This is a genomic window from Paenibacillus sp. UNC496MF (assembly GCF_900113915.1).
GTDB lineage: Bacteria > Bacillota > Bacilli > Paenibacillales > Paenibacillaceae > Paenibacillus_Z > Paenibacillus_Z artemisiicola.
The window spans coordinates 230,999-256,359 of record NZ_FORE01000009.1; the positions used below are offsets into that span (position 1 = coordinate 230,999).

Consider the following 25,361-nt stretch of genomic DNA (forward strand, 5'->3'; position numbering starts at 1 on the left):
ACGCCGGGTTTAGACGTTCTTGGAAACCATCAGGTACAAAATGACGATCGGCAGCAGCGTCGCGGCGATGCCGAATGCGGCCCACAGGCGCGAGGCGCGCGCATACCCTTCGGTGACGCGGCCGCGCTCGACGCTCTCGGCGCTGTGCCGGATCATGGCGCGCTGCAGCGGAATGAGCACCGCCAGCCAGATGACGCCCGTCACGGCGAACAGCGCGAGCGACGCGGTCAGCCAGTTCAAGCCGTGCATGGGAAGGTGCTCGCGCGCCGCCATCCATACGCCGGAGACGATAATCAGCAGCAGGCCCGGAAGCGTGAAGGCGTAATCCGCCGCCATGACGGACTTCGTAGCGGCGTGAATGGCGGCGGGATTCTTCCCGATGTCCGCGCGGACCTTCCAGAACGCGGCCGTCACGATGTTGCCGACGAAGACGACGACCCCCAGCAAATGCAGAAGCAATATTCCGTTCATCTACGGGACCTCCAATTGGAAAATAATTGCTTGCCTCCATCATACATACCGACACTCGGTTTGTAAATAAGCAAAATAGATGGGACCTCTCGTTCAAGGTCCCTTCCTTCGCCAGCGCGGTGCGGGGGCTTCGACGCGGATGCTCCGGGGAGCCACGGTTCCGCCGCCGCCGCCCTAAGGCGCTCTCTCCCCGCCCGCGTCGGCTGCCGGCCGCGCTCGCGCTTACGCTTCCGGCGCCGCGGCAACGCTTGACCGCTCGCGTCGGCTGCCGGCCGCGCTTTCGCTTCGCTACCGGCGCCGCGGCGATGCGCCGCCGCCCCTACGGCTCAAGCGCCATCCACGCCTCCAGCAGCGCGTCGAGCCGCGCCTGCAGCGCTTCGCGCTCGCGCCAGCCCGCTGCCAGCCCGGCCGCATCGCCGTCGGCATCGAACCCGCTCAGCCGCTCGTCGGCCGCGGCCAGCTCCGCCTCGAGCGCGGCAATCTCCCGCTCCAGCCGTTCGGCCCGCTTCCCGCCGCCTTGCGCCGCGTCCGTCTTCCGGTTCGCCGGGCGCGCCGGCGCTCCCTGCGCTTCCGCGCGAACCGTCACCGCTCGCCCCGCGTTGACCGATTCCCCGGGCTCTTCTTCCGACTCGACGCGCTTGGCCCTGTAATCCTCGTAATTGCCGAGATAGGCGGCGATCCGGCCGCGCTTCAGCTCCCATACGCGCTGCGCGAGGCGATTGATGAAATACCGGTCGTGCGAGATCGCCAGCACCGTGCCCGGATACTGCTCCAGCGCTTCCTCCAGCGCCTCGCGCGAGGCGATGTCGAGGTGGTTCGTCGGTTCGTCCAGGAGCAGCAGATTCGGCGTCCGCCGGACGAGCAGCGCGAGCCGCAGCCGCGACCATTCGCCGCCGGACAGCGACGCGACCGGCTTGAAGACGTCGCCCCCGTAGAACAAATACCGGGCGAGCACGCCGCGCGCTTCCCCTTCTTCGTACGCGCCTTCGACGCGGAAATAGTCGAGGACCGTCCGTTTGCCTTCGGCCGGCGGATCCTGCTGCGCGAGGTAACCGACGTCGACGCGCGAGCCGTGCTCGATGCGCCCGCCGTCCGGCTCGGCCGCGCCCAGCAGCAGCCGGAACATTGTCGTTTTGCCGGAGCCGTTGTCACCGAGCAGCACGACCTTCTCGCCGTAGAGCAGGCTGCCCGACGCGCCGTCCAGGACGGCCCGCTCCCCGAACCGCTTCGCCACGCCCTCGAAGTCGAGCACGCGCCGGCCGGACCGGTCCTGGATCGACAGCGCGAATTCCGCCGTCTTCGGATCCAGCACCGGACGCTTGAGCACGTCCATCCGCTCCAGCGCCTTGCGGATCGACGCCGCGCGCTTGAAAAACTTCTCGTTGCCGCCGAGCCGTCCCCATTCCTCCAGCTGGCGGATCGTCTCCTTCATCTTCTTGATGACCTTCTGCTGCTCCTGGTACTGCGCGAACTGCAGGAGCAGCCGCGCTTCCTTCTCCTTCACGTACCCGGTGTAATTCGTGGGGTACGTCGACGCTTCGCCGTCCTCGAGCTCGATCATTTTCGTGCCGACGGCATCGAGGAAATACCGGTCGTGCGAGACGACGACGAAGGCGCCCTCGTACCGCCGCAGGAACGACTCCAGCCATTCGATCCCCTTCAGGTCCAAATGGTTCGTCGGTTCGTCCAGCAGCAGCAGATCCGGACGGACGACCAGCTGGGACGCCAGCACGACGCGCGTCTGCTCCCCGCCGGACAAGCTGCCGAACCGCCGTCCGTCGAGACCGCGGTCGAGCCGCAGCCCTTCGGCCACCTGGTCGATCGCCGTCTCCATCTCGTAGCCGCCGCCCTGTTCGAACCGTTCCTGCGCCGAAGCATACGCCCGCAGCAGCCGCTCCATCGCCGCGGGGTCCGCGGCCGCGGCCGGATCGGACATGCGCGCTTCGAGCGCCGCCATCTCGGCCTTCACGCCGAGCAGCTCGCGGTATCCGTAAGCCAGCACGTCGTAGACGCGCATGGCCTCGAATTCGGCCGGAATTTGCGGCAAATAGCCGATCGTCAGCTCCTTCCGTACGGTAAGCAGGCCTTCGTCGGGCTGCTCGTATCCCGCGATCAGCCGAAGCAGCGTGGATTTCCCGCTGCCGTTGCGGCCGATCAAGCCGACCTTCTCGCCCTCGAGCAGCTGCAGCGTCGCGCCGTCCAGCACGAGCTGGGCGGCATGGTATTTTTTCAAATCCTGTATGTTCACGATCATCATGGCCAAGTCCTCCCGGTATGGTCGGAAGACCCGCCCTCGCGCGCACGAAAAGGGCCGCGGCAACAAGCCGCGGCCCTCCTGGACAGATGCCGGACGATCGGCTCCCGGCATCGGCCGGAAGCGAATGCGATCACCCGATCATATGCAATCCGTTGTGGTGGAGGCAGGCGTCTTCTCGCGAATGGTCAAACGTAGTGCCGTAAATGGACAGACGGATCCCGTTCGCGAAAAAGGCATGCACAATGCCAGCCATGGCAATCGGCAGCTGGCTAATGCGGGAATTAACCCATTCGTGATTCACCTACCTCACCTCCTTTGCGTAATTGGATCAAGTGTAGCATAGACGACGGGGCCATGGCAACCGGGCAACCGCCCTGCCGGACGGCCGATTGCGTCGTTACCCGGCGCCGGCGGACGCCTCGGCGGAGGAAGCGGCGTCTCCGGCTTCGCCGCCTTGCGCGCCTGCGCCGCCTGCGGCCTTATCCTTGGCCTGCTCCTCCATGAGGGCCAGCTTCCCCTTGGTCTGCACGGCCGCAAGGGCGGCATCGACCGATTGTTTGCCGTCATACGCGTTCTTCAGCTCTTGTTGGGCAAGGGTCGAGAAGCGCATGTAGAACGCCTGCGGGATGTTGTCGTAATCCTGAAGCGGCTTAGGCGTATTCGGCTTCAAGGCATAGAAGGCTTTGAAATTATGGTTCTCTTCGTCCTTCAAGTAAGTGGTCCGCACCGGAAAGCCGTTCGAGTGGAGCTTGGACGTTACCCTGGCGTATTCCTCGCCCGTGATGTACCGGACGAATTCCTTGGCGGCATCGGCGTTCGCGGACTTGGCGTTCACCGCGAAAATCTGTCCGACGTTCATGCTCACGCTGCCCTCGGGATTTTGCGGATCGACCGGTACCGTGACGAGATCCCAATTTTGGACGACCTTGCTTTTATCTTCAAGCCGGCTGCGTCCCTCGTTGATCTGATCCATCAAGTAGGTGCCGTCGAGCCTCATCGCCAGCTTGCCGGCCACGAACGGATCGCGGAGCAAAAAGTCCTCGTAGGTGCTCGTCCCGCTCATGTTGTTCGGATCCTCCATATACAGCGCCCCGGACTTGAGTCCGTCGATGGCCGTTTGGAAGATGCGCTTCCAAGAGGGCGTGTCGGCGGTGATCTGTCCGGTCGCCGCATTGAACATCGTCAGATTCTGGGCCGTTCCGATCATGGAACCGAGCTGGTAGGCGTCGACGCCGTAGCCCAAGCCCAACCCGTACACGCGCTTATCCTTCGGGCCGTCCGCCGGAAAGCGCCGGGCCAGCTCGAACAGCTGCTCCCAGGTCATCTTGTCCTGCGGAAGCGGGATGCCGTACTTCGCGAACAGATCTTTGTTGTAGAAGAGCGCTTGGCTGAAAAACGTCGGCGACAGACCGTATACCTTGCCGTCCCCGAACGATTTCAAATAATCGAGCAGGCCCGGAATCAGCGTTTCCGCGTGGTAGTCTTTCTCCGCGATCATCGGATCGAGATCGAGCAGCTTGCCGTCCTTCGCCATTTTCGACAGCTGATCGGTCGACAGCATCAGGACGTCGGGATTTTCCCGCTCGATGAAGCTTTGCAGCTCCGCCTCGGGATCCGCGACCGGCTTGTTGGAGTAATTCTGATTGGAGACGACCGTCAGCTCGACGTTCGGATGCAGCGCGGAATACACCGTGCCGAACTGATCATAGAACGATCTTTCGTCGTAGTACATGACCTTGAGGGACGAGACTTCGCTGCTCGCGTCCGTACCGCCGCCCGTCAAACTGCATCCGGACATCGTCGTCGCCATCGCCGCCGCGAGAACGACGATGCCGGCCGAATGCCTTCCCGAATGCCTTTCCGTAAACCGTTTCAACGCATTCACTCCGTTTCCCATTGGCATTCCTTCCAAACGCTACCTATTATAGCACTTAAATCTACTAATATTTTCTAAATTTACCTTAAATGTTGGAAGAATGCCGCTGCCGGACAACGCCGAACGCGCAAAAAAGACGCCCGGGCAAGCCGGGCGTCTCTTCTCGATCGAACGATTATTGCTCCATCCACTGGTGGTGGAACGTGCCTTCGCGGTCCACGCGTTGGAACGTGTGGGCGCCGAAGTAGTCGCGCTGCGCCTGCAGCAGGTTGGCCGGCAGCCGCTCGGAGCGGTAGCTGTCGTAGTACGCCAGCGCCGAAGCGAACGCCGGGACCGGGATGCCGCGGGACACGGCGGCGGACACGACTTCGCGCCATGCGCCTTGGTAGTTCTCGACGACGCCTTTGAAGTACTCGTCGAGCAGCAGGTTGCGCAGCTCCGAATCGCGGTCGTACGCGTCCTTGATGTTTTGCAGGAAGCGGGCGCGGATGATGCAGCCGCCGCGGAAGATCATCGCGATGGCGCCGTAGTTCAGGTTCCAGTCATACGCTTCGGAAGCGGCGCGCATTTGCGCGAAGCCTTGGGCGTACGAGGCGATCTTGCTCGCGTAGAGCGCCTTGCGGACGGATTCGATGAAAGCCTCGCGGTCGCCATCGAAGCGGACCGGCGCCGGGCCGCCCAGCAGCTTGCTGGCCGCGACGCGCTCTTCCTTCATCGCGGAGAGGAAGCGCGCGAACACGGATTCCGTGATGATCGACAGCGGCACGCCCAGGTCGAGCGCGCTTTGGCTCGTCCATTTGCCGGTGCCCTTCTGGCCGGCCGAGTCGAGGATGACGTCGACCATCGGCTTGCCCGTCTCCGGATCGGTCTTGCCGAAGATGTCGGCCGTGATCTCGATCAGGTAGCTGTCCAGCTCGCCTTTGTTCCACTCGGTGAAAATGTCGTGCAGCTCGCTCGTGCTGAGGCCGAGCACGTCCTTCAGCAGGTGGTACGCCTCGCCGATCAGCTGCATGTCGCCGTACTCGATGCCGTTGTGCACCATCTTGACGTAGTGGCCCGCGCCGTCTTCGCCGATGTAGGTCGTGCACGGCTCGCCGTTGACCTTCGCCGCGATCGCCGTCAGGATCGGCTCCACGAGTTCATACGCGCTGCGTTGGCCGCCCGGCATGATGGACGGGCCGTGAAGCGCGCCTTCCTCGCCGCCCGATACGCCCGCGCCGATGAAGCGGAAGCCTTTGGCCGAGAGCTCTTTGTTGCGGCGCTGCGTATCCGGGAAGAACGCGTTGCCGCCGTCGATCAGGATGTCGCCCGGGCTCAGGTACGGCAGCAGCGACTCGATCGTCGCGTCCGTCGGCTGGCCGGCTTTGACCATGATCAGGATTTTGCGCGGGACTTCCAGCGCGCTCACGAATTCCTCGACGCTGTACGCGCCGACGAAATTTTTGCCTTCGGCTTCCGCCAGCAGTTCCTTCGTTTTTTCCGGGGAACGGTTGTATACCGCGACCGAGAAGCCTTTGCTTTCGATGTTAAGCGCCAAGTTTTTGCCCATGACGGCTAGTCCGACGACGCCGATTTGTTGTTTGCTCATGGTTGACGACCTCCTCTTATTGTTCCGATGCGGACAGACGTTTCGCAAGCTCGGCTTTTTGCGCTTCGAAGCCGGGTTTGCCCAGCAGGGCGAACATGTTGACCTTGTACGCTTCGACGCCCGGCTGGTCGAACGGGTTCACGCCGAGCAGCAAGCCGCTGATGCCGCAGGCTTTCTCGAAGAAATAGACCATTTCGCCGTACGTGTATTCGTTCAGCTCGTCCAGCTCGACGATCAGGTTCGGCACGCCGCCGTCGACATGCGCGAGCCGCGTTCCGATGGCCGCTTGCTTGTTCACTTCGTCCATCGTCATGCCCGCCAGGAAGTTGAGGCCGTCGAGGTTGCTCGCGTCCTTCTCGATCGTCAGCTCGACCTTCGGCTTCTTCACCGCAAGCACGGTTTCGATCAGATCGCGCCGGCCTTCCTGGACGTATTGGCCCATGGAGTGCAGATCGGTCGTGAAATCGACGGAGGCCGGATACAAGCCCTTCAAATCCTTGCCTTCGCTCTCGCCGAACAGCTGCTTCCACCATTCCGACACGTAGTGCAGGGACGGCTCGAAGTTCGCCAGCAGCTCGATCGATTTGCCTTTGCGGTAGAGGGCGTTGCGGACGGCGGCGTATTGGTAGCTCTCGTTGGTCGCCAGATCCGCGTTGTTGTAGGTCTTCGCGGCCGCGGCCGCGCCTTCCATCATCCGGTCGATGTCGAGTCCGGCGGCGGCGATCGGCAGCAGGCCGACGGCCGTCAGGACGGAGTACCGGCCGCCGACGTCGTCGGGAATGACGAACGACTCGTAGCCCTCGTCGTCGGCCAGCTTCTTCAGCGCGCCCTTCGCGGCGTCGGTCGTCGCGTAGATCCGTTTGCGCGCTTCGTCCTTGCCGTATTTCTTCTCCATGTAGTCGCGGAGAATCCGGAAGGCGATCGCCGGTTCCGTCGTCGTGCCCGACTTGGAGATGACGTTCAAGGAAATGTCCTTGCCTTCCAGCAGCTCGAGCAGATGCGTGATGTACGTGGAGCTGATGTTTTGGCCGGCGAAGTACACCTGCGTGTTGCCCTTCATCTGGTTGTGGAACGTATGCGACAGCGCTTCGATCGCGGATCTTGCGCCCAGGTACGAACCGCCGATGCCGATGACGATCAGCGCTTCGGAATTGCCGCGAATGCGCGCCGCGGCTTGCTTGATCCGCGCGAATTCTTCCTTATCGTACTGCAGCGGCAGGTCCACCCAGCCAAGGAAGTCGGAGCCCGGCCCCTGCTTCTCGTGCAGCATGCGATGCGCCGCGTTCACGAACTCGCCGAAATAATCCACTTCGTGTTGACCGATGAACGACAACGCGCTCGAATAATCGAATTTAATCCCCATTACGGTTTCTCTCCTCCTGCCTGTCGGCTTCTATCTGTATGGATTAACGGACGGCTTTCTGCCAGTCGGCGGCGAATTTCTCGATGCCGGCGTCCGTCAGCGGGTGCTTCGAGATTTGCTCGATGACCGAGAACGGCACGGTGGCGATATGCGCGCCGGCCATCGCGACGCGGGTCACGTGGTCCGGGTGCCGGACGGAAGCCGCGATGATTTGCGTGTCGAGGTTATGCACGCGGAACAGCTCGGCTACTTTTTGCACCAGCTGCACGCCGTCTTCGGAAATGTCGTCCAGACGGCCGAGGAACGGCGATACGTACGTCGCGCCGGCGCGCGACGCGAGCAGCGCTTGGTTGACCGTGAAGATCAGCGTGACGTTCGTCTTGACGCCTTTCTTGGTCAGGTAGCGGCAAGCTTCCAGGCCGGCCAGCGTCATCGGCAGCTTAATCGTGATGTTCTTGTCGTTGTTGTTGATCTTGATCAGTTCATTCGCTTGGGCGATCATGTCTTCGGCCGTCAGCGCGTCCGGCGTCACTTCCGCGGAGACGGATTCGACTTCCGGCACGGCCTTCAGGATTTCCTCGATGCGGTCTTCGAATTTCACGCCTTCTTTGGCCACCAGGGACGGGTTCGTCGTAACGCCGGACAGAACGCCGATTTTGTACGCTTTGTTGATATCGGCCAGGTTAGCGGTGTCGATGAAAAATTTCATGGTTTCATTACCTCCGGATAGGGTTTTTTATGATTGAGCCTCGCCCGCCGGCTCGCGGCCGGCAGACGCGGCAGACATCCTCATGATCGGATCGGAAAGCGAAATTTTAGAAATCGGACAGTTGCCGTATTGATAATTTAAGAAAGTAGATCTTAGAGCAGGCTCTTCGCCGCTTTGACGACGTTGCCGGTCGTGAAGCCGAAGTGCGCCATGACGTCGTTCCCCGAGCCCGACGCGCCGAACGTGTCGATCGACAGCACCTTGCCGCTTGGTCCGGCGTACCGGTCCCAGCCGAGCGAGATGCCCGCTTCGATGGCGACGCGCTTCGTGACGGAAGACGGCAGGACCGCTTGCTTGTACGCGTCGTCCTGGCGCTCGAACAGCTCGCGGCTCGGCATGGCGACCACGCGGACCGACAGGTTCTCGCGCTCGAGCTCGGCCTTGGCGCTCACCGCCAGCGATACTTCGGAGCCCGTGCCGATCAGGATGACGTCCGGATTGGCGTTCGTTTCCGACAGGACGTAGCCGCCTTTCGCGACGTCGCCGACGTTCGCTTTGGTCTTTTCGTATACCGGCAGGTTCTGGCGGCTCAGAATAAGGGCGACCGGACCTTCGTTTTGCTGCAGCGCGTACGCCCACGCGCTGGCCGTTTCGTTCGCGTCCGACGGACGGATGACCGTCAAGCCGGGAATCGTGCGCAGCGCCGCGAGGTGCTCGACCGGTTCGTGCGTCGGGCCGTCCTCGCCGACCGCGATGGAGTCGTGCGTGAAGACGTACGTGACGGGCAGCTTCTGCAGCGCCGCCAAGCGAATGGACGGCCGCAGGTAGTCGCTGAAGACGAAGAACGTGCTGACGAACGGCTTCACGCCGCCGTGCAGCGCCATGCCGTTGCCGGCCGCGCCCATCGCGTGCTCGCGGACGCCGAAGTAGACGTTGCGGTCCGCGTACGAGTCGATCGCGAAGGTGCCTTCGCCGCCGATTTCGGTCATCGTCGAGTGGGACAGGTCGGCGCTGCCGCCGAAGATGGACGGCACGAGCTTCACGAAGTGATTGATCGCGTTGCCGCTGGCCACGCGGGTCGAGACCGTCTTGGCCGGGTCGAACGTGAGCACGTCCGCGGCGTCGATCGTCACGTTGCCGTCGATGACGTTCGCCAGCTCTCCGCCGAGCGACGGATACTGCGCATTGTACGTTTCGAGCAGTCGGTTCCATTCTGCTTCTTTGGCGGCGCCTTTATGCTTCAGCTCCGCAAAATGCGCTTTGACGTCTTCCGGCACATAAAAGTCCTCTTCGTAATTCCAGCCGTAGACGGCTTTCGTCGCTTGGCCCTCTTCCTTGCCGAGCGGCGCGCCGTGCGCTTTGTTCGTGCCGGCCACCTTGCTGCCGTAACCGATGACGGTGCGGATCTCGATCAGCGTCGGCTGCGTTTCGTTTTGCTTCGCCGCTTCGATGGCCTTCGCGATCGCCGCCACGTCGTTGCCGTCCTCCACCCGCAGGTACTGCCATTGCGCCGACTCCGCGCGCTTCTGGACGTTCTCGCCGAAGGAGAGGTTCAGATCGCCGTCGAGGGAGATGTCGTTGGAATCGTACAGGACGACCAGCTTGCCCAGCTTCATGTGGCCCGCCATCGACATCGCTTCATACGAAATGCCTTCCATCAAGCAGCCGTCGCCGACAAGGGCGTAGGTGTAATGGTCGACTACCGGGAAGCCTTCGCGATTGTACTTCGCGCCCAGATGCGCTTCCGCCATCGCCATGCCGACCGCCATCGCGATTCCTTGGCCGAGCGGCCCCGTCGTGGCATCGACGCCGTCCGTGTGGCCGTATTCCGGATGTCCCGGCGTCTTGCTGTTCAGCTTGCGGAACTGCTTCAGGTCGTCCAGCGATACTTGGTAGCCGGACAGATGGAGCAGGCTGTACAGCAGCGCCGAGCCGTGGCCGGCGGAGAGGACGAAGCGGTCGCGGTTGAACCATTTGGCGTGCGCCGGGTTATGGTTCAGCTGGCGGGACCAGAGCGTGTACGCCATCGGCGCGGCGCCCATCGGCAGGCCGGGATGGCCGGAGTTGGCGGCGTTGATGGCATCGATCGACAAGGTCCGGATCGTATCGATGGCGAGTTGGTCAATGGTTTGCGTGGTAGGCATAGGTGGCTCCTTCTTTCGTTTGGGTTTGATGGTCGGCGTTGTCGAACCGCCAGCGGTGGCCGTTGCGGGCGAGCAGCTCGTCGGCCTCGGCCGGGCCGTAGGTGCCGGCCGCGTACGTCCGAAGCGGCACGAGATCGTCCTTGAAGGCGTCGAGGATCGGCTGTACCCATTTCCAGGACAGCTCCACTTCGTCCCAGTGCGCGAAGAACGTCGGATCGCCCCGCAGCGCGTCGTGGATCAAGTTCTCGTACGCTTCCGGCACGTCCTGCTGGCTCGTGTGGAAGTTGACGAGCATCGGCTGGAATTCGCCTTTATGCTGCGGGTCCCGCGTGTTCAGCTGCAGCGTGATGCCTTCGTTCGGGCTGATCTCGAAGACGAGCAGGTTCGGCGCTTTCGTCTTGTCGTCCGACTGCGTATGCTCGCCGGCCAGCTCTTTGAATTCGATGACGATCCGCGTCGACTTCTCCTTCATGCGCTTGCCGGTCCGAATATAGAACGGCACGCCCCGCCAAAAATAATCGTCGATGTGCAGCTCGGCGGCGATGAACGTGTCGTTCGCCGAATCCGCCGCGATGCCCGGCTCCGAGGTGTAACCGACGACCGGCTTGCCTTGGATCTCGCCGGCCGCGTACTGCCCGCGGACGACGTTGGCGGCCACGTCTTCCTTCGCCAGCGGTTCGAGCGCCTCGACCACCTTCCGCTTCTTCGTCCGCACTTCGTCGGACGTGCTGTTGTGCGGCAGATGAATCGCGAGCATCATCAGCAGCTGCAGCATGTGGTTCTGGAACATGTCGCGGACGGCGCCGACGTGATCGTAATACCCCGCGCGCTCCTCGACGCCGACCGTCTCGTTCGCCGTGATCTGCACGTTGGCGATGTGCCGGTTCGTCCAGAGCGCTTGGAGCACCGGATTGGCCTGCTGAAGAATCTCCAGTTTCTGCACCATCGGCTTGCCGAGATAGTGGTCGATGCGGTAAATCTCGTCCTCGGCGAACGAGCGGCTCAGCTTCGCGTTCAAGTCGCGGGCGGACTGCAGATCGTGGCCGAACGGCTTCTCGATGACGAGGCGTTTCCAGCCGTCGGCGGAGCCGAGCCCGCTATCGCGGATGTTCGCGGCGATCGTCTCGAAGAATTCGGGACCGACCGACAAGTAGAAGAGACGGTTCGGCGCGGCGCCGAGCTCCGCTTCGCGCGCTTCGACCAGCCGCAGCAGCTTCTCGTAATCCTCCTTGCGGCCGATGTCGAGGACGTTGTAGCGGAACGCGTTCAGGAACGCGTCCAGCGACTCGCCTTCGTTCGCCTCGCGGCGCGAGAAGCTCCGGAGCGACCGGGCGACGTTCTCGCGGAACGTCTCGTCGGTCAGCTCCCTTCTTCCCAGCCCGACGACGGAGAAAGCGTTCGGCAGCTTTCCGTCGACGAACAGATTATACAAAGCGGGATATATTTTGCGTTTCGCCAAATCCCCCGTAGCTCCAAACAAGACAAACGTCGTTGCCTCCATGGTTCATGACTCCTTCCGGCGTGCTTTCTCTGAAATGCTGGTTTCTCTTCCTTGATTCAACTATAATACGATTAACATCTATACAAGTAATTAATATATTTCACAGGAGCTATAGACCATGTCTATGACCAATAACTACGAGCTGTACAAGGTGTTTTACTGGGCCGCGAAAACGGGCAGCTTGACGCAGGCCGCCAAAGCGCTGTACTTGACGCAGCCGAGCGTCAGCCATGCGATCAAGCAGCTCGAGGACAGCTTCGGCCTCACCCTCTTCTACCGTAACTCCAAAGGCGTGGCGTTGACGCAGGAAGGAAGCATTCTCTATTCGTACATCGAGAAATCGCAAATTCTGATCTCGATCGCGGAAGAGAAGATGGCCGCCCTCAAAAACCTCGATAGCGGCGAGCTGCGGCTCGGCGGCAGCGACTCGCTGTTCAAGCATTATTTGCTTCCCTTCCTGGAGGAATTTCATCAGAAGCATCCCGGAATCAAGCTGCACTTGAACCACGGGACGACGCCGGAGACGATCTCGTTCCTGAAGGAAGGCCGCATCGACGTCGGCGTCGTGCGGATGCCGATCGTCGACGAGCAGATCGAGGTCTTGAAAGGCATCCTGCTTCAGGACTGCTTCGTGGCGGGCAATCTGTACGCCGAGCTGAAAGGCGAGGTCCTGTCGATGAAGGAGCTGCTGGAGTACCCCATCATCCTGTTCTCGCGCAACAGCCGGGTCCGGATGGCGATCACGGAGCTGTTCCAAAGCTACGGCTTCGAGATCAAGCCCGAGATCGAGGTCGGCAGCGTCGACCTGCTCATCGAATTCGCGCGCAAAGGGCTCGGCATCTCTTACGTGACCCGGGAATTCGTGACCCGGGAGCTCGAGGAAGGGTCGTTGTTCGAAATCCGGCTCGACGTCAAGCTGCCGCCTTCGCAGGTCGGCTTCATGATGATGCGCAACATGCCGCTGTCGAACGCGGCCCGCAAATTCATGGAGCTCGTGCACTGAAGACGGCGCCAATCGGCTTTTCACGGCAAGCCCGCGATCGAATCGCGGGCTTTTTTGCCGTGCTCGCGGAGAGCGGCCCATCCGGCAATCCCCGACCAAAGCAGGGGCGCGGCCTGAGCGCAGGTCGGTTTTTCCATGCTCTGCCTTCCGGTATAGTTGCTAGCAGAGAACTTATTCAGGAGGTTGACCGCATGACAGAAGCAGTCCTGCAGCTACGCAACTTGACCAAAACCGTCGGCAGACGCAACATCGTCGACAATCTGACCTTCGACATTCAGCCCGGCGAAATTTTCGGCTTCCTCGGCCCGAACGGCGCGGGCAAGACGACCACGATCCGCATGATCGTCGGCTTGATCTCGATGACGAAGGGAGAGGCGATCATCAAGGGCATCCCGGTCGGCACGCATTTCGAGCTGGCGATGACGCACATAGGCGCGATCGTCGAAAATCCCGAAATGTATAAATTTTTGACCGGCTACCAGAATCTCGTCCATTTCGCGCGCCGGCACGAAGGCGTGACGAAAGCGCGCATCGACGAAGTCGTCACGCTCCTCGGCCTGCAGAACCGGATTCACGAGAAGGTCAAACGCTACTCGCTCGGCATGCGCCAGCGGCTCGGCGTCGCCCAGGCGATCCTGCACCGCCCGTCGCTGCTCATTCTCGACGAGCCGACCAACGGGCTCGATCCGGCGGGCATCCGCGAGCTGCGCGATTACTTGCGCAAGCTGACGCGCGAGGAAGGGACCGCCGTCATCGTCTCCTCCCATCTGCTGTCGGAGATGGAGCTGATGTGCGACCGCGTCGCGATCATCCAGTCCGGCAAGCTGGTCGACGTCCGGTCGATTCAAGAAACCCGGGACGCCGCGCAGTCCAAAATCGTCATCGAAACAAGCGATGCGGCGGCCGCTCTGCGCCTGCTCGCCTCGGCGTTCGATCCGGGGCTCGTGCGCGAAACCGGCGGCCGGCTGGAGCTGACGGCGGACAAAGCCGTCATCCCGCACCTCGTGCGGCTGCTCGTCGGCGCCGAGATCGACGTGCTCGGCATTCACGCGGCGCAGCGATCGCTCGAAGATCAATTCCTGGAAATTACCGGAGGTGAGATGGTTGTCTAGCTTGAGCAAACTGATTCGCAACGAGAACATGAAAATTTACCGCCGTCCGCGCACGTGGGCGATGATCGGCTTTCTCCTGCTCGCCATCGGCCTCATGAGCGGGCTCATGAAATGGGATGCCGGCAACGACGGCGAGACGGATTGGCGCCAGCAGCTGACGCAGCAGAACGACAAGCTGCAGCAGGAGCTGCAGGCGCATCCGGACGACAAGGAGCATCTGGAGAACGCGATCAAGCTGAACGCCTATTACCTGGATCACGCTATCGATCCGAACCGGCTGACGATGTGGACGTACGTGGACAATTCGGCTTCGCTCATCATTCTGGTGACGATACTGACCGTCATCGTCGCGGCCGACATGATCGCCGCGGAATTTTCATGGGGCACGGTCAAGCTGCTGCTCGTCGGGCCCGCCTCCAGAACGAAGATCATGGCGGCCAAGTATATCGCCACGCTGGGCTACGCGCTCCTGCTGCTCGTGATCTCGTTCGCGGCCGCCTTCGCCGCGGGCGGCATCCTGGAAGGCTTCGGCGCCTTGAGCGAGCCGCACGTGACGATCGCGAACGGCGTCGTCCATGAAGGCTCCATGATCGCGAACGCGCTGCAGAAGTACGGCTTCGCCGTCGTCTCGCTGCTGTTGTACGTCACGATGGCGTTCATGATCTCGGCCGCGTTCCGCAGCTCCTCGATGGCCATCGCCTTCTCGCTCCTGTTCATCTTCCTCGGCAATTCGCTGTCCGAGCTGCTGCGCGGGTACGAGTGGGTGAAATACCTGCTCTTCTCGAACATCGACCTGACGCAGTACATGGAGGGCTCCTCGCCGCTGAGGCCGGAGATGACGCTGTCCTTCTCCATCCTCATGCTGGTCGCGTATTACGCGGTCTTCCAGCTCGTGGCTTGGCTGCTGTTCACGAAGCGCGACGTCGCGGCCTGAGCTTTCGAATCACCGCATAAGCCCAAAAAACACGCTGCCGGCTCGCCGTAAGCGTGTTTTTTGCGCGTATTGCGCGAGCGTTCGTTCGGGTCTTGGTCCGACGCGCGGCTGGAAGGACGGTCGGCAGCCGCCAGCGCGGCGGACCGGTTGCCGGCAGCGCGGAGCGGATTCGGCTCCGGCAAAAGCCCATCTGCCCAAGTATGCAAAAAAGGAACCCGGCACGCTGCCGGATTCCTCCTTCATTACTCCATGTCGGTTGCTCCGCGCAAGGAAGCCAGCCGCTTCCTGGATTGGGCTTGCAAGTACATAAACGCGCACCCGATGGCCAAAATAACGATGATGGTCAACCCCCAGTAAATGTTGCTGTAGGCGGCTTTGACCGGCAGATCCTTCTGCCACGACAGCGCGCTCGCGGACGTCGCCACGCCGAACGCTCCGCTGAAGAACTGCAGGAGCTGGAACAAACCGAGGCCGGAGCCAATCTGCGTCGACGGCAGGAGACGGGAAATTTCGTTCGATACGCTGCTGGACAAAATCGTGAAGCTGACGCTCATCAGGATGTAGATGAACAGAATCGCCACGTACGACGTGCCTTGGAAGAAGGCGAACAGCACGACGGACAGCAGAAGCAAGAGCGGAATGAAGCGGATGATCGAACCGTTGCCGCGCTGGTCGATGATTTTGCCCGCTTTCCGGGAGACGAAGATCGCCAGGAACGAACCCGGGAAGATGATAAGCCCCGCTTCGATCGCGCTGAGGCCGTACTGCTTGACGAGAATTTGCGGCATCAGGTAAAGCGTCGCGAAGCTGCTGATGTAGCCCGCGATGCCGACGGCGCTCAGAACCAGAAACGACCGGTTGCGGAACAACGCCGGAAGCACGAACGGATCCTTCGCCGAGCGGATGCGGATCGTGAACAGAATCAGCGATACGATGCCGCCGATAAGCGCGATCCACGAATGGTTCGTGAGGTACAGCAGCAGACCGGTCGTACCGGCGCCGATGAACAGCGCGCCGAGCGCGTCGAAGACGCCTTTGCGCGGCTGCTCTTTCGGAATCATGAAGACGTACAGCGGGACGAGCAGCAGCGTGGCCGCCGTAACGAAGAACAGCACGTGCCAGCCCAAATATTCGACGATCGCGCCGCCGACGACCGGACCGAGGCCGAGGCCGAGCGAGACGGAAGACATGATGACGGCCATCGCCCTGCCGCGGCGTTCGACCGGAACGTAGCGGGAAATCAGGTTCAGGGACAGCGCGGGAATCGCGCCGGCGCCGGATGCCTGCAGGATGCGCACGATCAGCAGCATCAGGAAGCTGTCGCTGAACGTGCCGGCGATCGCGGCCAAGCTAAGCGACAAGAGGCTGATAATGAACAAGCGGCGGATCGGTATAAAGTCCGCAAGCCGGCTGTACGTAATGGACGCCATCGCGAACACGATGGAATAGCCCGTGACGATCCAGGACGTCGAGGACGCCGACAGCCGAAAATCTTTCGCCACGTCCGGCAATGCCAGGTTGAACATCATCGTGTTCATGATGACGAGCACGACGGTGAAGCCGAGCAGCAGCGTAACCGCGGCTTCCCTCATGATGCCTTGCTTCTCTGTGTTTATCATTGGATTCTCCACCCCATATTAGGAAAGTATGATTTCGGTCGGCTTAAGCGACAAGCAGCCAAGGTGAAAGCTATCGGTGCGGCAAGGAATATCCTGCTCTTCGCGAAGCCTGCGAAACGGTGGCGTTCCGCTCCGCCGGCCGCATTGCGATTTGGTAACCGATGCCCCCTGCGGCACCCGTTACCAATGCGATGGTGCTCATGCGTACTGCCCCCCGTCGAATCGGGTCCGAGTTCTTCCGCCTCCGGCAGCCCGATGTCGAGTCATACCGGAACCGCGCCGTTCGAATAAAGACCGTTGACGTTATTGTTTCTCGGTCCGTATCCGGCATGCGTTTAAGAATCATTATTCTTAAATCAACGGCACGAATTCCGTTATGCTGCGTTTCATGAGTCCAACTATACCTCATTTAAGAATGGTCAGTCAAGTATAAATGTTGTCACGATGTCCCGCTTCTTATAAATATACGCGCGACGGCCGGTCTCACCGGATTCTGTCCCGTTCGTACGGCAAATTTATAAGACTGCTCGTTCCTTATTTCAGTCCGGCGGAACCATGGCGAATGTACGGTACCCGGTACCGTTCTTGAGTCCCCTTTCAGCGATTCTGGCGAATGTACCGTACCTGGTACCGTTCTTGGGCCTTATTTCGACGGTTCTGGCGAATGTACCGCATCTCGTACCGTTCCAGCCTTTGTTACCTGAAGGCCCCGACAAATCGCAACACCACCTCCATAAGCCAAAGAAAAAGGCCGTCCCCTTATCCACGCGCATGACGTGAGGGACGGCCTTTCCTAAATAAGAACCTTTAATAGGATTGCCGTAAGCTTCCGATTATTTGGCGAACCGGTGATGGCCGATCGTCGCGACCGCGTCCAGACCGGACCAGAACGGTCCGGTGGACACCGCGGGATTGAAAAAATACACCGCGCCTCCGATATTGTTGCGGCCGTTCAGCGCATCCTTCGCGGCGCGCAGCACCGAAGCGTTCGGCTTGCTCTTGTCGAGCAGCCCGTTGTGCGCCGGCGGAAATTGCCGGCCGGAATAAATGACCTCGCGGATCGTATCCGGAAACCGCGGATCCTTCACCCGGTTCAAGATCACGTTCGCCAACGCCAGCTGCCCTTCGAACGGCTCGTAGCCGGCTTCCACCATCGTAATCTTCGCGAGAAGCCGATAATCCTCCTCCGTGTATGCCTTCGCCGGATGGGCGAGGAACGACGGGGTTACCACTTTGAGCTTCGCGCCGGATCGGACGTTCGCGTCGCCGGTCATGCCGTTGCGCTTGAGCAGCGCCGACTGGCTGCTGCCGACGTCCTTGCTGATCTCGCCCAAGCCGTACGATGCCGATACGACCGCCGGCTTCACGGACGTCAGTTCAATGACCGTTCCGTCCGCATCCGCCTTCATGTCGGCGTGGAGCATCTCGGCCAGCGCGCGCAGCGGCATATACAGCCGGCCGCCCTTCAAAAACGGGTACGTTTCCATCATGTAGCGGCCGCCGTTAAAGTAGACGACGGGCACGCCGTTCCCAAGCACGATCGTATCGTTTACTGCGTTATGTATCGTCAATTCCTCGTCGGCGCTATTCCAGCTCGACGCTGCGCCCAGCTTCGCGGCGACTTTGGCCACGGGCGCGTACAACTTTCCGTCGCTAATGAACAAGAGACCGAGTTTGCTTGCGGCGCCGTTCACGACGATCTTCACCTTCGCCGCCGAAGCGTCCTGCGCGTGCGCGCTCGACATCGGCAGAGCGCCGAACAGGGCCAGCGCCAGCACCATGGCCGTGATGAACAGCCTTCTAACCGGCTTGCTTTCTCTGATCATGCGTACCTCCCAGCAGAGCAAGATGGTTGGATGAAGCTTCCAACGTTCGTCTTCTGGGCAAATTATAGCACAGCGAAAGTTGCCGTTTGGATTAACTTTTTCACAGAATTAAGAAAAACTTTAACGAACTCGCGAAAAATACGGTTGATTTCCCCGTTTTTTTCGGATACACCCCGTCCGAATTTTGCGAATTCCCCGTACTTTTCCACCGACAAATCCCTTATACTACAAGTAATTATGAACGAGGAGGCCAAAGCATGAAAAAAACGACGATTCCGGCCATTCAGCCATACAAGGGTGGAACGCGGACGTAACCGGCACACGCAGCACCCCCTTGTATGCGTGTCAAAAAACACGTAAAGGGGTATCTCATGCGGTTTCCGATCAAACGTTTTTTTTCGTATTACAAGCCTTATCTCCCGTTGTTCATCGCGGTCCTGGCATGCGCGCTCGCCGTATCGGCCGCGACGCTCGCCTACCCGCTGCTCGTGCGCTACGTCACCAAGGACGTGCTGACCGGCGATCTGTCCGCCGCGCTGCCCCGCGTCTACCTCGCCGGCGGGCTCATGCTGGCGCTGGCGCTGCTTCAGAACGCCGCGAACTACTTCGCCGACTATAAGGGGCACGAGGTCGGCGCCCGCATGGAACGCGACATGCGGGGCGAGCTGTTCGCGCACCTGCAGACGCTTTCGTTCGGCTTCTACGACAAGGAGAAGACCGGGAAGCTCATGTCCCGCATCACGAACGACCTGCTGCTCGTGTCCGAGCTGTACCATCACGGACCGGAGGATTACGTCAAGTACGCCGTCCGCTTCATCGGCGCCTTCGCCATCCTCTTCACGATCGATATGCGGCTCACCGTCGCCGTCTTCTGCTTCCTGCCCGTCATGGGCGTCCTGTCGCTGTATTTCAACAAGCGGCTGAACGCGGCGATGAACCGGAACAAGGACCGGATCGGCGACATCAACGCGCAGGTCGAGGACAGCCTGGGAGGCATCCGCGTCGTGCAATCGTTCGCGAACGAGGCGGTCGAGACCGGGAAGTTCAACCGCGAGAACGACCGCTTCCTCGCCAGCCGCAAGCATACGTACAAGGCGGAGGCGCTCTTCTACAACAGCTTCGAAACGATCGTCCAGCTCATCTCCGTGACGGTCATCGTCTTCGGCAGCGCAAGCATCGTGCGGGGCGAGCTGGATTTGGCGGACTTGATCACGTTCCTGCTCTACGTCGGCTTCATGGTCGAGCCGATCCAGCGGCTGACCCACATGAGCACGCAGCTGCAGGAAGGCGTGACCGGCTTCCAGCGGTTCGTCGAGCTCATGAACGTCAAGGCGGCCGTCGCGAACGCGCCGGATGCCCGGATGCTCGCGGACGTCAGAGGCGACGTGGAATTCCGGCGCGTCACGTTCCGCTACGAGCCGCGGCTGAAGCCCGTACTCGCCGGCTTGTCGCTGCGGGTGCGCCCCGGCGAATACGTCGCGCTCGTCGGGCCGTCCGGCGCGGGCAAGACGACGCTCTGCTCCCTCATTCCCCGGTTCTACGACGTCGAATCGGGCGAGGTGCTGCTGGACGGGACCGACGTCCGGCGGCTCGAGCTGACGTCGCTCCGAAGCAGCGTCGGCGTCGTGCAGCAGGACGTCTACCTGTTCGCGGGAACGGTCATGGAGAACATCCGGTACGGCAAACCGGACGCCGGCGACGACGAGATCGTCGCGGCGGCGAAGCGCGCCAACGCGCACGACTTCATCATGAGCCTGCCGGACGGCTACGGCTCCGAGATCGGACAGCGCGGCGTCAAGCTCTCCGGCGGCCAGAAGCAGCGGCTCAGCATCGCGCGCGTCTTCCTCAAGAACCCGCCGGTGCTGATCTTCGACGAGGCGACGAGCGCCCTGGACAACGAAAGCGAAAGCATCGTCAAGGACTCGCTCGAGAAGCTGGCGAAAGGACGAACCACGATCGTCATTGCCCACCGCCTCTCCACGATCCGCGGCGCCGACCGGATCGTCGTCCTGACGGAGGACGGCATCGCGGAGGAAGGCCGGCACGACGCGATGTTGCAGCGCGACGGGGCTTACGCGCAGCTCTACGCCAAGCAGTTCGAGTACCAGACGTAAACGGATCCCGGCTCATCAAAAAACGGTTTCCCCTCAGGCGGGGAAACCGTTTTTTTCGTTTCCGTTTGTGCTTGTTCAAGGCGCGCTTGCCAGCCTTTCGGCGCGCGCGGGCGTACCGGCTCGGCGGCACGCCCGCCGCCGACTTGAAGGCGCGGCTGAACATATGGATGCTCGAGAAGCCGGTCTCCTCCGCGATCGCGGTCATCGACAGCCGGCCCTCCTGCAGCCGCTGCTTGGCCTGCCCGATCCTGACGTGCGTCAAGTACCGGTGCATCGTCACCCGGATCTGCTCCTTGAACAGCGACGACAAATAATTCGCCGACACGCCGACGTGACGGCCGATCTCCCGGTTGCACAGCCGCGGATTGCCGTAGTGCTCGTTCATGTAGCGGATCGCCCGCTCGATCGTCGGCCAGCCCTTCGCCGGATTGCCCTCGCGGCCGTCACGGTCGGCCAAGCTGGCCAAATAGGCGTGCAGCAGCTCGATGCAGCCCGCCTTCAGCAGCAGGCCGCCGTAGGGGCCGCCGTCCCGGAAGCAGGCGTGCATCGCCGCGAACCGCCGCTTCAGCGCGAGCCGCTCCGGCGGAAGCAGGCGCGACGCCGGCGGCACCGCGGCCAGCAGCCGCTCGCGCTCCGGCAGCCGGCTCGTCGTCTCGTTGATCACGGTCGTCTCCTTCCAGCGCCGGCGTTCCTCGTCGGCATGCAGGTCGAATTGGACGATGTACTGGACGAGCGGCACGTCCGAGACGGCCCGGATGAGGTGCGGCATGAACGGCGGCATCAGGAACATGTCGCCCTCCTTGGCCGGATATTTAACCCCGTCCAGGATGAACTCCGCTTCGCCGCCGTCGATGTAGGTGAACACGTGGTCGTAATCGACCCACTCTCCGTAGAGCGCGGACGCTTCCGAGATTTTGACCATGCGGACGAACGGCGATATCGATTGTAGTTTGCTGTCCAGGTCCGGTTTGCTTTCCAGGTCCGGTTTGTTGTCCAGGTCCAGCTTGTTGTCCAAGTCCAGCTTGATCACCAGGCTTCGTCCCTCCCCTGCCGAGCGCGTCCCTTCCATCCTACGCGATCCGGCCTTCCGCGGCCAGTCCCCATTCGGGGAAAGCGTCAGTCCGCCGACCAATCGAACAGCACGCCGCTGTAACGATCCTTGTCGTCGCGCAGCCCCAGGTAAGCGCCCGCGGCCTCCTCCGGCTTCAGCACGTGGCTGATCAGCGGCTCGATCTTCAGCCTGCCGCGGCCGATCAAGTCCAGCACGACGGCCGAATTGCGCGCGAGCGAATGCTTGACGAACGGATCCCGGCGCACCGGGAAACGCCATTCGTGCGCGCCTTTGAACGTGATGCAGCCGCGGCCGTCGAGATGCACGTAGTTCAGGACGTCCGTCACGTCGGTCTTGTACGCCGAGCGCGGGCTGCCGAGCAAAATCAATTCCCCGTATTTCGCGATAAGCGGCAGCGCGTCGACCGCGGCTTGCGGAACGCCCGTCGCCTCGATCAGCGCGGATACGCCTTCCCCGCCCGTCAGGTCCGACACCCGGTCGCGCACGTCCCCGTCGCCGGCGAACAGGACATGGTCGATGCCGCAGGCCTCCGCCTGCTTCAGCCGCTGCCGCGACAAGTCGATGCCGATGACGTTCGCGCCCTGCAGCTTCGCGAGCTGGGCGGCCATGTTCCCGACAAGCCCCAGCCCCGTGACCGCGACGGCATCGCCGAGCTCGATCGAAGATACCCGCAGCGACGTGAACGCGACGTTCGCCATCCGGACGAACGGCACCCATTGCAGCGGCACGGCCTTCGGCGCCTTGACGAACACGTGGTTCGTATCCACGGCCTGATAGGCGGAATGATCGCCGTAGTGGAACACGACGTCCCCGGCCGCGAAGCCTTGAACGCCCTCGCCGACCTGCAGCACTTCGCTGACGGAAGCGTATCCGGGCACCCCGGGCAGATCGAACCAGCTTTCGTGGCCCGACAGGCAGGCAAGCTCGGTGCCGGGACTGATCAGCGTATACAGCTTGCGGACCCAGGCTTGGCCGCGGCCGAGCGCCGGCACGTCCTCCCGGCGTTCCCGCACTTCCGCGACCCATGGCGACGCAAAGACGATTTGCTTATTGAGCATGCGGCGATTCCCCCATCCGTGGTAGTTTGCGGCGGATCTTTTCCGGCGGCGGCAGCCCGGCAGCCCTGCGGCGAACGTACGGCCCGCGCGCGGCAGCCCGCATGGACGATCCATCGTTCCTCTCTATCTTATCGCCGCGGCGCGGCGCGCGTCTTTAACGCGGATAACGGTTTTTTTATCAAAAACAACAATGACCGCCCCGATGCCCGGTACGACTTCCCGGTCTATTCCGATTTAATGTTAGGTTATATAACATTTTTCGCGTCAAGCAAATAAAGCAATAAAAACCATCGAAAAGCAAAGATAATTGCCGTTTAAACGTGAATAATCGCCAAAAACCGCGTTTGATCGTCCGCAATCCATCCCCTATGATAAACGATAGATTTAGAGATAAAAGGGAGAGGGGCACTTTATATGTAATTTATATGTTAGATATTTTGAAAAAACGCCACAATCCCACTTCCGTTTTCGCTCAAAATCTAACATTCATAGAAGCGCGGCACTCGCCGCCTCGAGGAGGAAGCCCATGAAAAAATCTCTGCTCGCATCCGCCGGCCTGCTGCTGCTCGGCAGCACGCTTCTCCTTGGCGTACCCGTCTCCGGCGCGTACGCCGAAGATGCCGGAGCCGCGGTCCGGGACCAAGCGCCCGCGGCCGTTCCCACCGCGTTCGTGCAGCTGTCGGGCCCGTCGCTCGCGTCGCCCGGCGAGACGTTCGCCGTCTCCGTCTCCCTGTCCGGCGCGACCGGCAGCGCGACCGCGGGCAAATTCGTCTTCGAATACGATCCGTCTTCGTTCGATTACATATCGGCGGCCGCCGGCAATCCGGAAGTGAGCATCGCCGGCGTGAACGCCGAATCCGGCAAGCTGACGATCGTCGCGACCGACGCGGATGGCAGCCTGACCGATGCCGGCGCGGTCCTCGCGCTGACCTTCAAGGCCAAGGCCGCGGGCGATATCAGCGGCATCAACGGGTACGTGGAGCTCGGCGCCGACGACGGCAGCGTCGTGCAAACGCCGGAGCAATCGCTGGCCGTCCAAATCGCGGGCTCCGCTCCAGGCGACCTGAACGGCAACAGCGTCATCGACGTCGGCGATCTTTCCGTCCTGCTCAAGTATTTCGGCATCGACGCCTCGGACGCGAACTGGGGCAGCGCGGCGATCGGCGATTTCAACAAGAACAACGCCATCGACTTGGCCGACCTCGCGGCGCTGGGCAAAAAAGTGCTGTACGACAACGGGCAGCCGTTCCAGCTGATGGAAGCCGACATCATGAGCATCCAGAATGCCATGGCCGCCGGGAAGCTGACGTCGGTCGAGCTCGTGCAGATGTATCTTGACCGCATCCATGAATACGACGACGACCTCCATTCGCTCATCTCGATCAATCCGGACGCGCTCCAAATCGCCAAGGCGATGGACGACGAGCGGCAGGAGAAGGGGCCGCGCGGCCTGCTGCACGGGATTCCGATCATCGTCAAGGACAACTACGACACGCTCGGCTTGAAGACGACCGCGGGCTGCAAATGCCTGGACGACAACCAAACGGTCAGCGACGCCTTCATGGTCAAGAAGCTGAAGGACGCCGGCGCCATCATCCTGGCCAAAGCGAACCTGAGCGAATTCGCCATCAACACCGATACGCTGAGCTCGCTCGGCGGCCAAACGAAAGATCCGTACGACCTGACCAAGAATCCGGGCGGGTCCAGCGGCGGCACCGGCTCGTCCCTCGCGGCCAACTTCGCCGCGGCCGGCCTCGGCACCGACACGGGCGGCTCGATCCGCATCCCGTCCTCCTGGAACAGCATCGTCGGCATCCGGCCGACGATCGGCCTGACGAGCCGCGACGGCATCATTCCGCTCGCGCTGTCGCAGGACGTCGGCGGCCCGATGGCCCGGACGGTAGCCGACGCCGCGATCCTGCTGGACGCGGTCAGCGGCTACGATCCGAACGACATCGCCACGGCGGGCAGCGTCGGCAAGAAGCCGGCCAGCTATACGCGGTACCTGGACAAGAACGGCCTGAAGGGCGCGCGCATCGGCCTCGTCCTCGACAGCAGCGTCGCCGGCAGCAATCAGGAGGTGCTGGGCCTGCTGAACAAAGCCGCGGACGACATGCGGGCGCAGGGCGCCACGGTCGTCGGCGTCAATATCCCGAACGTCGCCGATATATTGAAATACCCGAGCTTAAGCGGCTACGAATTCAAGTTCAATCTGAACGAATACCTGTCCAATACGCGGTTCGTCGACCCGGCCGCCATCCGCAATCATTCGTTGACGGACATCATCGCGGGCAACGAATTCCTGACCTCGCTGACGAACACGCTGAATACGCGCAACGGCATCGAATCGCTCGACACGCAGGAGTACAAGGATATCCTGTTGTTCAGAACGCGCCTGACCCAGCAATCGCTGCTCGGCTTGATGGCGGACAACAGCCTCGACGCGATCCTGTACCCGTCGACGACGGGACCGACGGGCGGCAGCTCCGGCAGCGCCAACCGGCTCAGCCCGTTCTCCGGCTTCCCGGCGATCAGCCTCCCGGCCGGATTCGTCGCGAGCGGCTTGCCGGTCGGCATCGAGCTGCTCGGCCGCCCGTACGACGAAGGCGAGCTGATCAAGCTCGGCTACGCCTACGAACAAGCCACCCATAACCGCAAGGCGCCGGAGCTGTTCCCGGCGCTGCCGGTCCCGGCCAAATAAATACGGCCGGCGG

General features: G+C 61.9%; 17 protein-coding genes and 1 pseudogene. 5 read left to right on the top strand and 13 right to left on the bottom strand.

What is annotated here, in order from left to right; genetic code table 11:
• Positions 1–9 precede the first annotated feature (9 nt).
• The 9 genes from BMZ79_RS16925 to zwf all read right to left on the bottom strand — a co-directional run bounded on the left by BMZ79_RS16925 (position 10) and on the right by zwf (position 11,909).
• A complete protein-coding gene (locus BMZ79_RS16925) occupies positions 10–471 on the bottom strand; it encodes a DUF2269 family protein (protein ID WP_090641882.1) in 462 nt (153 codons plus the stop codon).
• Between the two features lie 319 nt (positions 472–790).
• On the bottom strand, positions 791–2,728 hold the full coding sequence (locus BMZ79_RS16930) for an ABC-F family ATP-binding cassette domain-containing protein (RefSeq protein ID WP_090641883.1): 1,938 nt from the start codon (positions 2,726–2,728) through the stop codon (positions 791–793).
• Positions 2,729–2,858: 130 nt separating this feature from the next.
• Positions 2,859–3,029, bottom strand: a complete 171-nt coding sequence (locus BMZ79_RS34305) for a hypothetical protein (RefSeq protein ID WP_177222164.1) — start codon at positions 3,027–3,029, stop codon at positions 2,859–2,861.
• 96 nt (positions 3,030–3,125) lie between these two features.
• Positions 3,126–4,604 (bottom strand): ABC transporter substrate-binding protein, encoded by a 1,479-nt coding sequence (locus tag BMZ79_RS16935; protein WP_218154704.1) that lies wholly within the window; start codon positions 4,602–4,604, stop codon positions 3,126–3,128.
• A 175-nt stretch (positions 4,605–4,779) separates the two neighbouring features.
• Positions 4,780–6,192 (bottom strand): NADP-dependent phosphogluconate dehydrogenase, encoded by a 1,413-nt coding sequence (gene gndA / locus BMZ79_RS16940; RefSeq protein WP_090641887.1) that lies wholly within the window; start codon positions 6,190–6,192, stop codon positions 4,780–4,782.
• 16 nt (positions 6,193–6,208) lie between these two features.
• Entirely contained in the window at positions 6,209–7,555 is a 1,347-nt protein-coding gene (locus BMZ79_RS16945; RefSeq protein WP_090641888.1) for a glucose-6-phosphate isomerase, read from the bottom strand.
• Positions 7,556–7,598: 43 nt separating this feature from the next.
• Positions 7,599–8,264: a fructose-6-phosphate aldolase gene (gene fsa, locus BMZ79_RS16950; protein WP_090641890.1), complete on the bottom strand. Its 666-nt coding sequence runs from the start codon at positions 8,262–8,264 to the stop codon at positions 7,599–7,601.
• A 152-nt stretch (positions 8,265–8,416) separates the two neighbouring features.
• Positions 8,417–10,408: a transketolase gene (tkt, locus tag BMZ79_RS16955; protein ID WP_090641891.1), complete on the bottom strand. Its 1,992-nt coding sequence runs from the start codon at positions 10,406–10,408 to the stop codon at positions 8,417–8,419.
• The gene (gene zwf, locus BMZ79_RS16960) at positions 10,386–11,909 is read right to left on the bottom strand and encodes a glucose-6-phosphate dehydrogenase (protein WP_090641893.1); all 1,524 of its coding nucleotides are present in this window, start codon (positions 11,907–11,909) and stop codon (positions 10,386–10,388) included. Before zwf ends, tkt begins: the two co-directional genes overlap by 23 nt.
• 124 nt (positions 11,910–12,033) lie before the next feature.
• Between zwf and BMZ79_RS16965 the strand changes: the two genes are divergently transcribed.
• The 3 genes from BMZ79_RS16965 (at position 12,034) to BMZ79_RS16975 (ending at position 14,958) form a co-directional block, all read left to right on the top strand.
• Positions 12,034–12,912 (top strand): LysR family transcriptional regulator, encoded by an 879-nt coding sequence (locus BMZ79_RS16965; RefSeq protein WP_090641894.1) that lies wholly within the window; start codon positions 12,034–12,036, stop codon positions 12,910–12,912.
• A 191-nt stretch (positions 12,913–13,103) separates the two neighbouring features.
• Positions 13,104–14,024, top strand: coding sequence for an ABC transporter ATP-binding protein (locus BMZ79_RS16970; RefSeq protein ID WP_090641896.1), 921 nt, complete (start codon positions 13,104–13,106; stop codon positions 14,022–14,024).
• Between the two features lies 1 nt (position 14,025).
• Entirely contained in the window at positions 14,026–14,958 is a 933-nt protein-coding gene (locus tag BMZ79_RS16975; protein WP_256252790.1) for an ABC transporter permease, read from the top strand.
• Between the two features lie 242 nt (positions 14,959–15,200).
• Here BMZ79_RS16975 and BMZ79_RS16980 read toward each other — a convergent pair whose 3' ends face one another.
• Together BMZ79_RS16980 and BMZ79_RS16985 are read right to left on the bottom strand one after the other, a co-directional pair.
• Positions 15,201–16,577, bottom strand: coding sequence for an MFS transporter (locus BMZ79_RS16980; protein ID WP_090641898.1), 1,377 nt, complete (start codon positions 16,575–16,577; stop codon positions 15,201–15,203).
• A gap of 833 nt (positions 16,578–17,410) precedes the next feature.
• Positions 17,411–18,403, bottom strand: a complete 993-nt coding sequence (locus BMZ79_RS16985) for a cell wall hydrolase (protein ID WP_090641900.1) — start codon at positions 18,401–18,403, stop codon at positions 17,411–17,413.
• Positions 18,404–18,774: 371 nt separating this feature from the next.
• Here BMZ79_RS16985 and BMZ79_RS35155 point away from each other — a divergent pair, with 371 nt between their 5' ends.
• Positions 18,775–20,517 carry an ABC transporter ATP-binding protein gene (locus BMZ79_RS35155; RefSeq protein ID WP_090641901.1) on the top strand — a complete coding sequence of 581 codons (1,743 nt, stop codon included), beginning with the start codon at positions 18,775–18,777 and terminating at the stop codon, positions 20,515–20,517.
• A gap of 118 nt (positions 20,518–20,635) precedes the next feature.
• Here the strand turns inward: BMZ79_RS35155 and BMZ79_RS16995 are convergent.
• Both BMZ79_RS16995 and BMZ79_RS17000 read right to left on the bottom strand, forming a co-directional pair.
• Positions 20,636–21,586: pseudogene (locus BMZ79_RS16995) on the bottom strand (helix-turn-helix domain-containing protein); the annotation flags it as partial.
• Positions 21,587–21,633: 47 nt separating this feature from the next.
• On the bottom strand, positions 21,634–22,647 hold the full coding sequence (locus BMZ79_RS17000; RefSeq protein WP_090641903.1) for a zinc-dependent alcohol dehydrogenase: 1,014 nt from the start codon (positions 22,645–22,647) through the stop codon (positions 21,634–21,636).
• Between the two features lie 526 nt (positions 22,648–23,173).
• Here BMZ79_RS17000 and BMZ79_RS17005 point away from each other — a divergent pair.
• Positions 23,174–25,348 carry an amidase family protein gene (locus BMZ79_RS17005; RefSeq protein ID WP_090641904.1) on the top strand — a complete coding sequence of 725 codons (2,175 nt, stop codon included), beginning with the start codon at positions 23,174–23,176 and terminating at the stop codon, positions 25,346–25,348.
• Positions 25,349–25,361 lie beyond the last annotated feature (13 nt).

Excerpts from the sequence above, each read along its gene's own strand:
- BMZ79_RS16925 (WP_090641882.1), bottom strand. The coding sequence starts at position 471 with ATGAACGGAATATTGCTTCTGCATTTGCTGGGGGTCGTCGTCTTCGTC.
- fsa (WP_090641890.1), bottom strand. The coding sequence starts at position 8,264 with ATGAAATTTTTCATCGACACCGCTAACCTGGCCGATATCAACAAAGCG.
- zwf (WP_090641893.1), bottom strand. The coding sequence starts at position 11,909 with ATGGAGGCAACGACGTTTGTCTTGTTTGGAGCTACGGGGGATTTGGCG.
- BMZ79_RS35155 (WP_090641901.1), top strand. The coding sequence starts at position 18,775 with ATGCGGTTTCCGATCAAACGTTTTTTTTCGTATTACAAGCCTTATCTC.
- BMZ79_RS17005 (WP_090641904.1), top strand. The coding sequence starts at position 23,174 with ATGAAAAAATCTCTGCTCGCATCCGCCGGCCTGCTGCTGCTCGGCAGC.
- gndA (WP_090641887.1), bottom strand. The coding sequence starts at position 6,192 with ATGAGCAAACAACAAATCGGCGTCGTCGGACTAGCCGTCATGGGCAAA.
- BMZ79_RS16965 (WP_090641894.1), top strand. The coding sequence starts at position 12,034 with ATGACCAATAACTACGAGCTGTACAAGGTGTTTTACTGGGCCGCGAAA.
- BMZ79_RS16930 (WP_090641883.1), bottom strand. The coding sequence starts at position 2,728 with ATGATGATCGTGAACATACAGGATTTGAAAAAATACCATGCCGCCCAG.
- BMZ79_RS16985 (WP_090641900.1), bottom strand. The coding sequence starts at position 18,403 with ATGATCAGAGAAAGCAAGCCGGTTAGAAGGCTGTTCATCACGGCCATG.
- BMZ79_RS16970 (WP_090641896.1), top strand. The coding sequence starts at position 13,104 with ATGACAGAAGCAGTCCTGCAGCTACGCAACTTGACCAAAACCGTCGGC.
- BMZ79_RS17000 (WP_090641903.1), bottom strand. The coding sequence starts at position 22,647 with ATGCTCAATAAGCAAATCGTCTTTGCGTCGCCATGGGTCGCGGAAGTG.
- BMZ79_RS16945 (WP_090641888.1), bottom strand. The coding sequence starts at position 7,555 with ATGGGGATTAAATTCGATTATTCGAGCGCGTTGTCGTTCATCGGTCAA.
- tkt (WP_090641891.1), bottom strand. The coding sequence starts at position 10,408 with ATGCCTACCACGCAAACCATTGACCAACTCGCCATCGATACGATCCGG.
- BMZ79_RS16980 (WP_090641898.1), bottom strand. The coding sequence starts at position 16,577 with ATGATAAACACAGAGAAGCAAGGCATCATGAGGGAAGCCGCGGTTACG.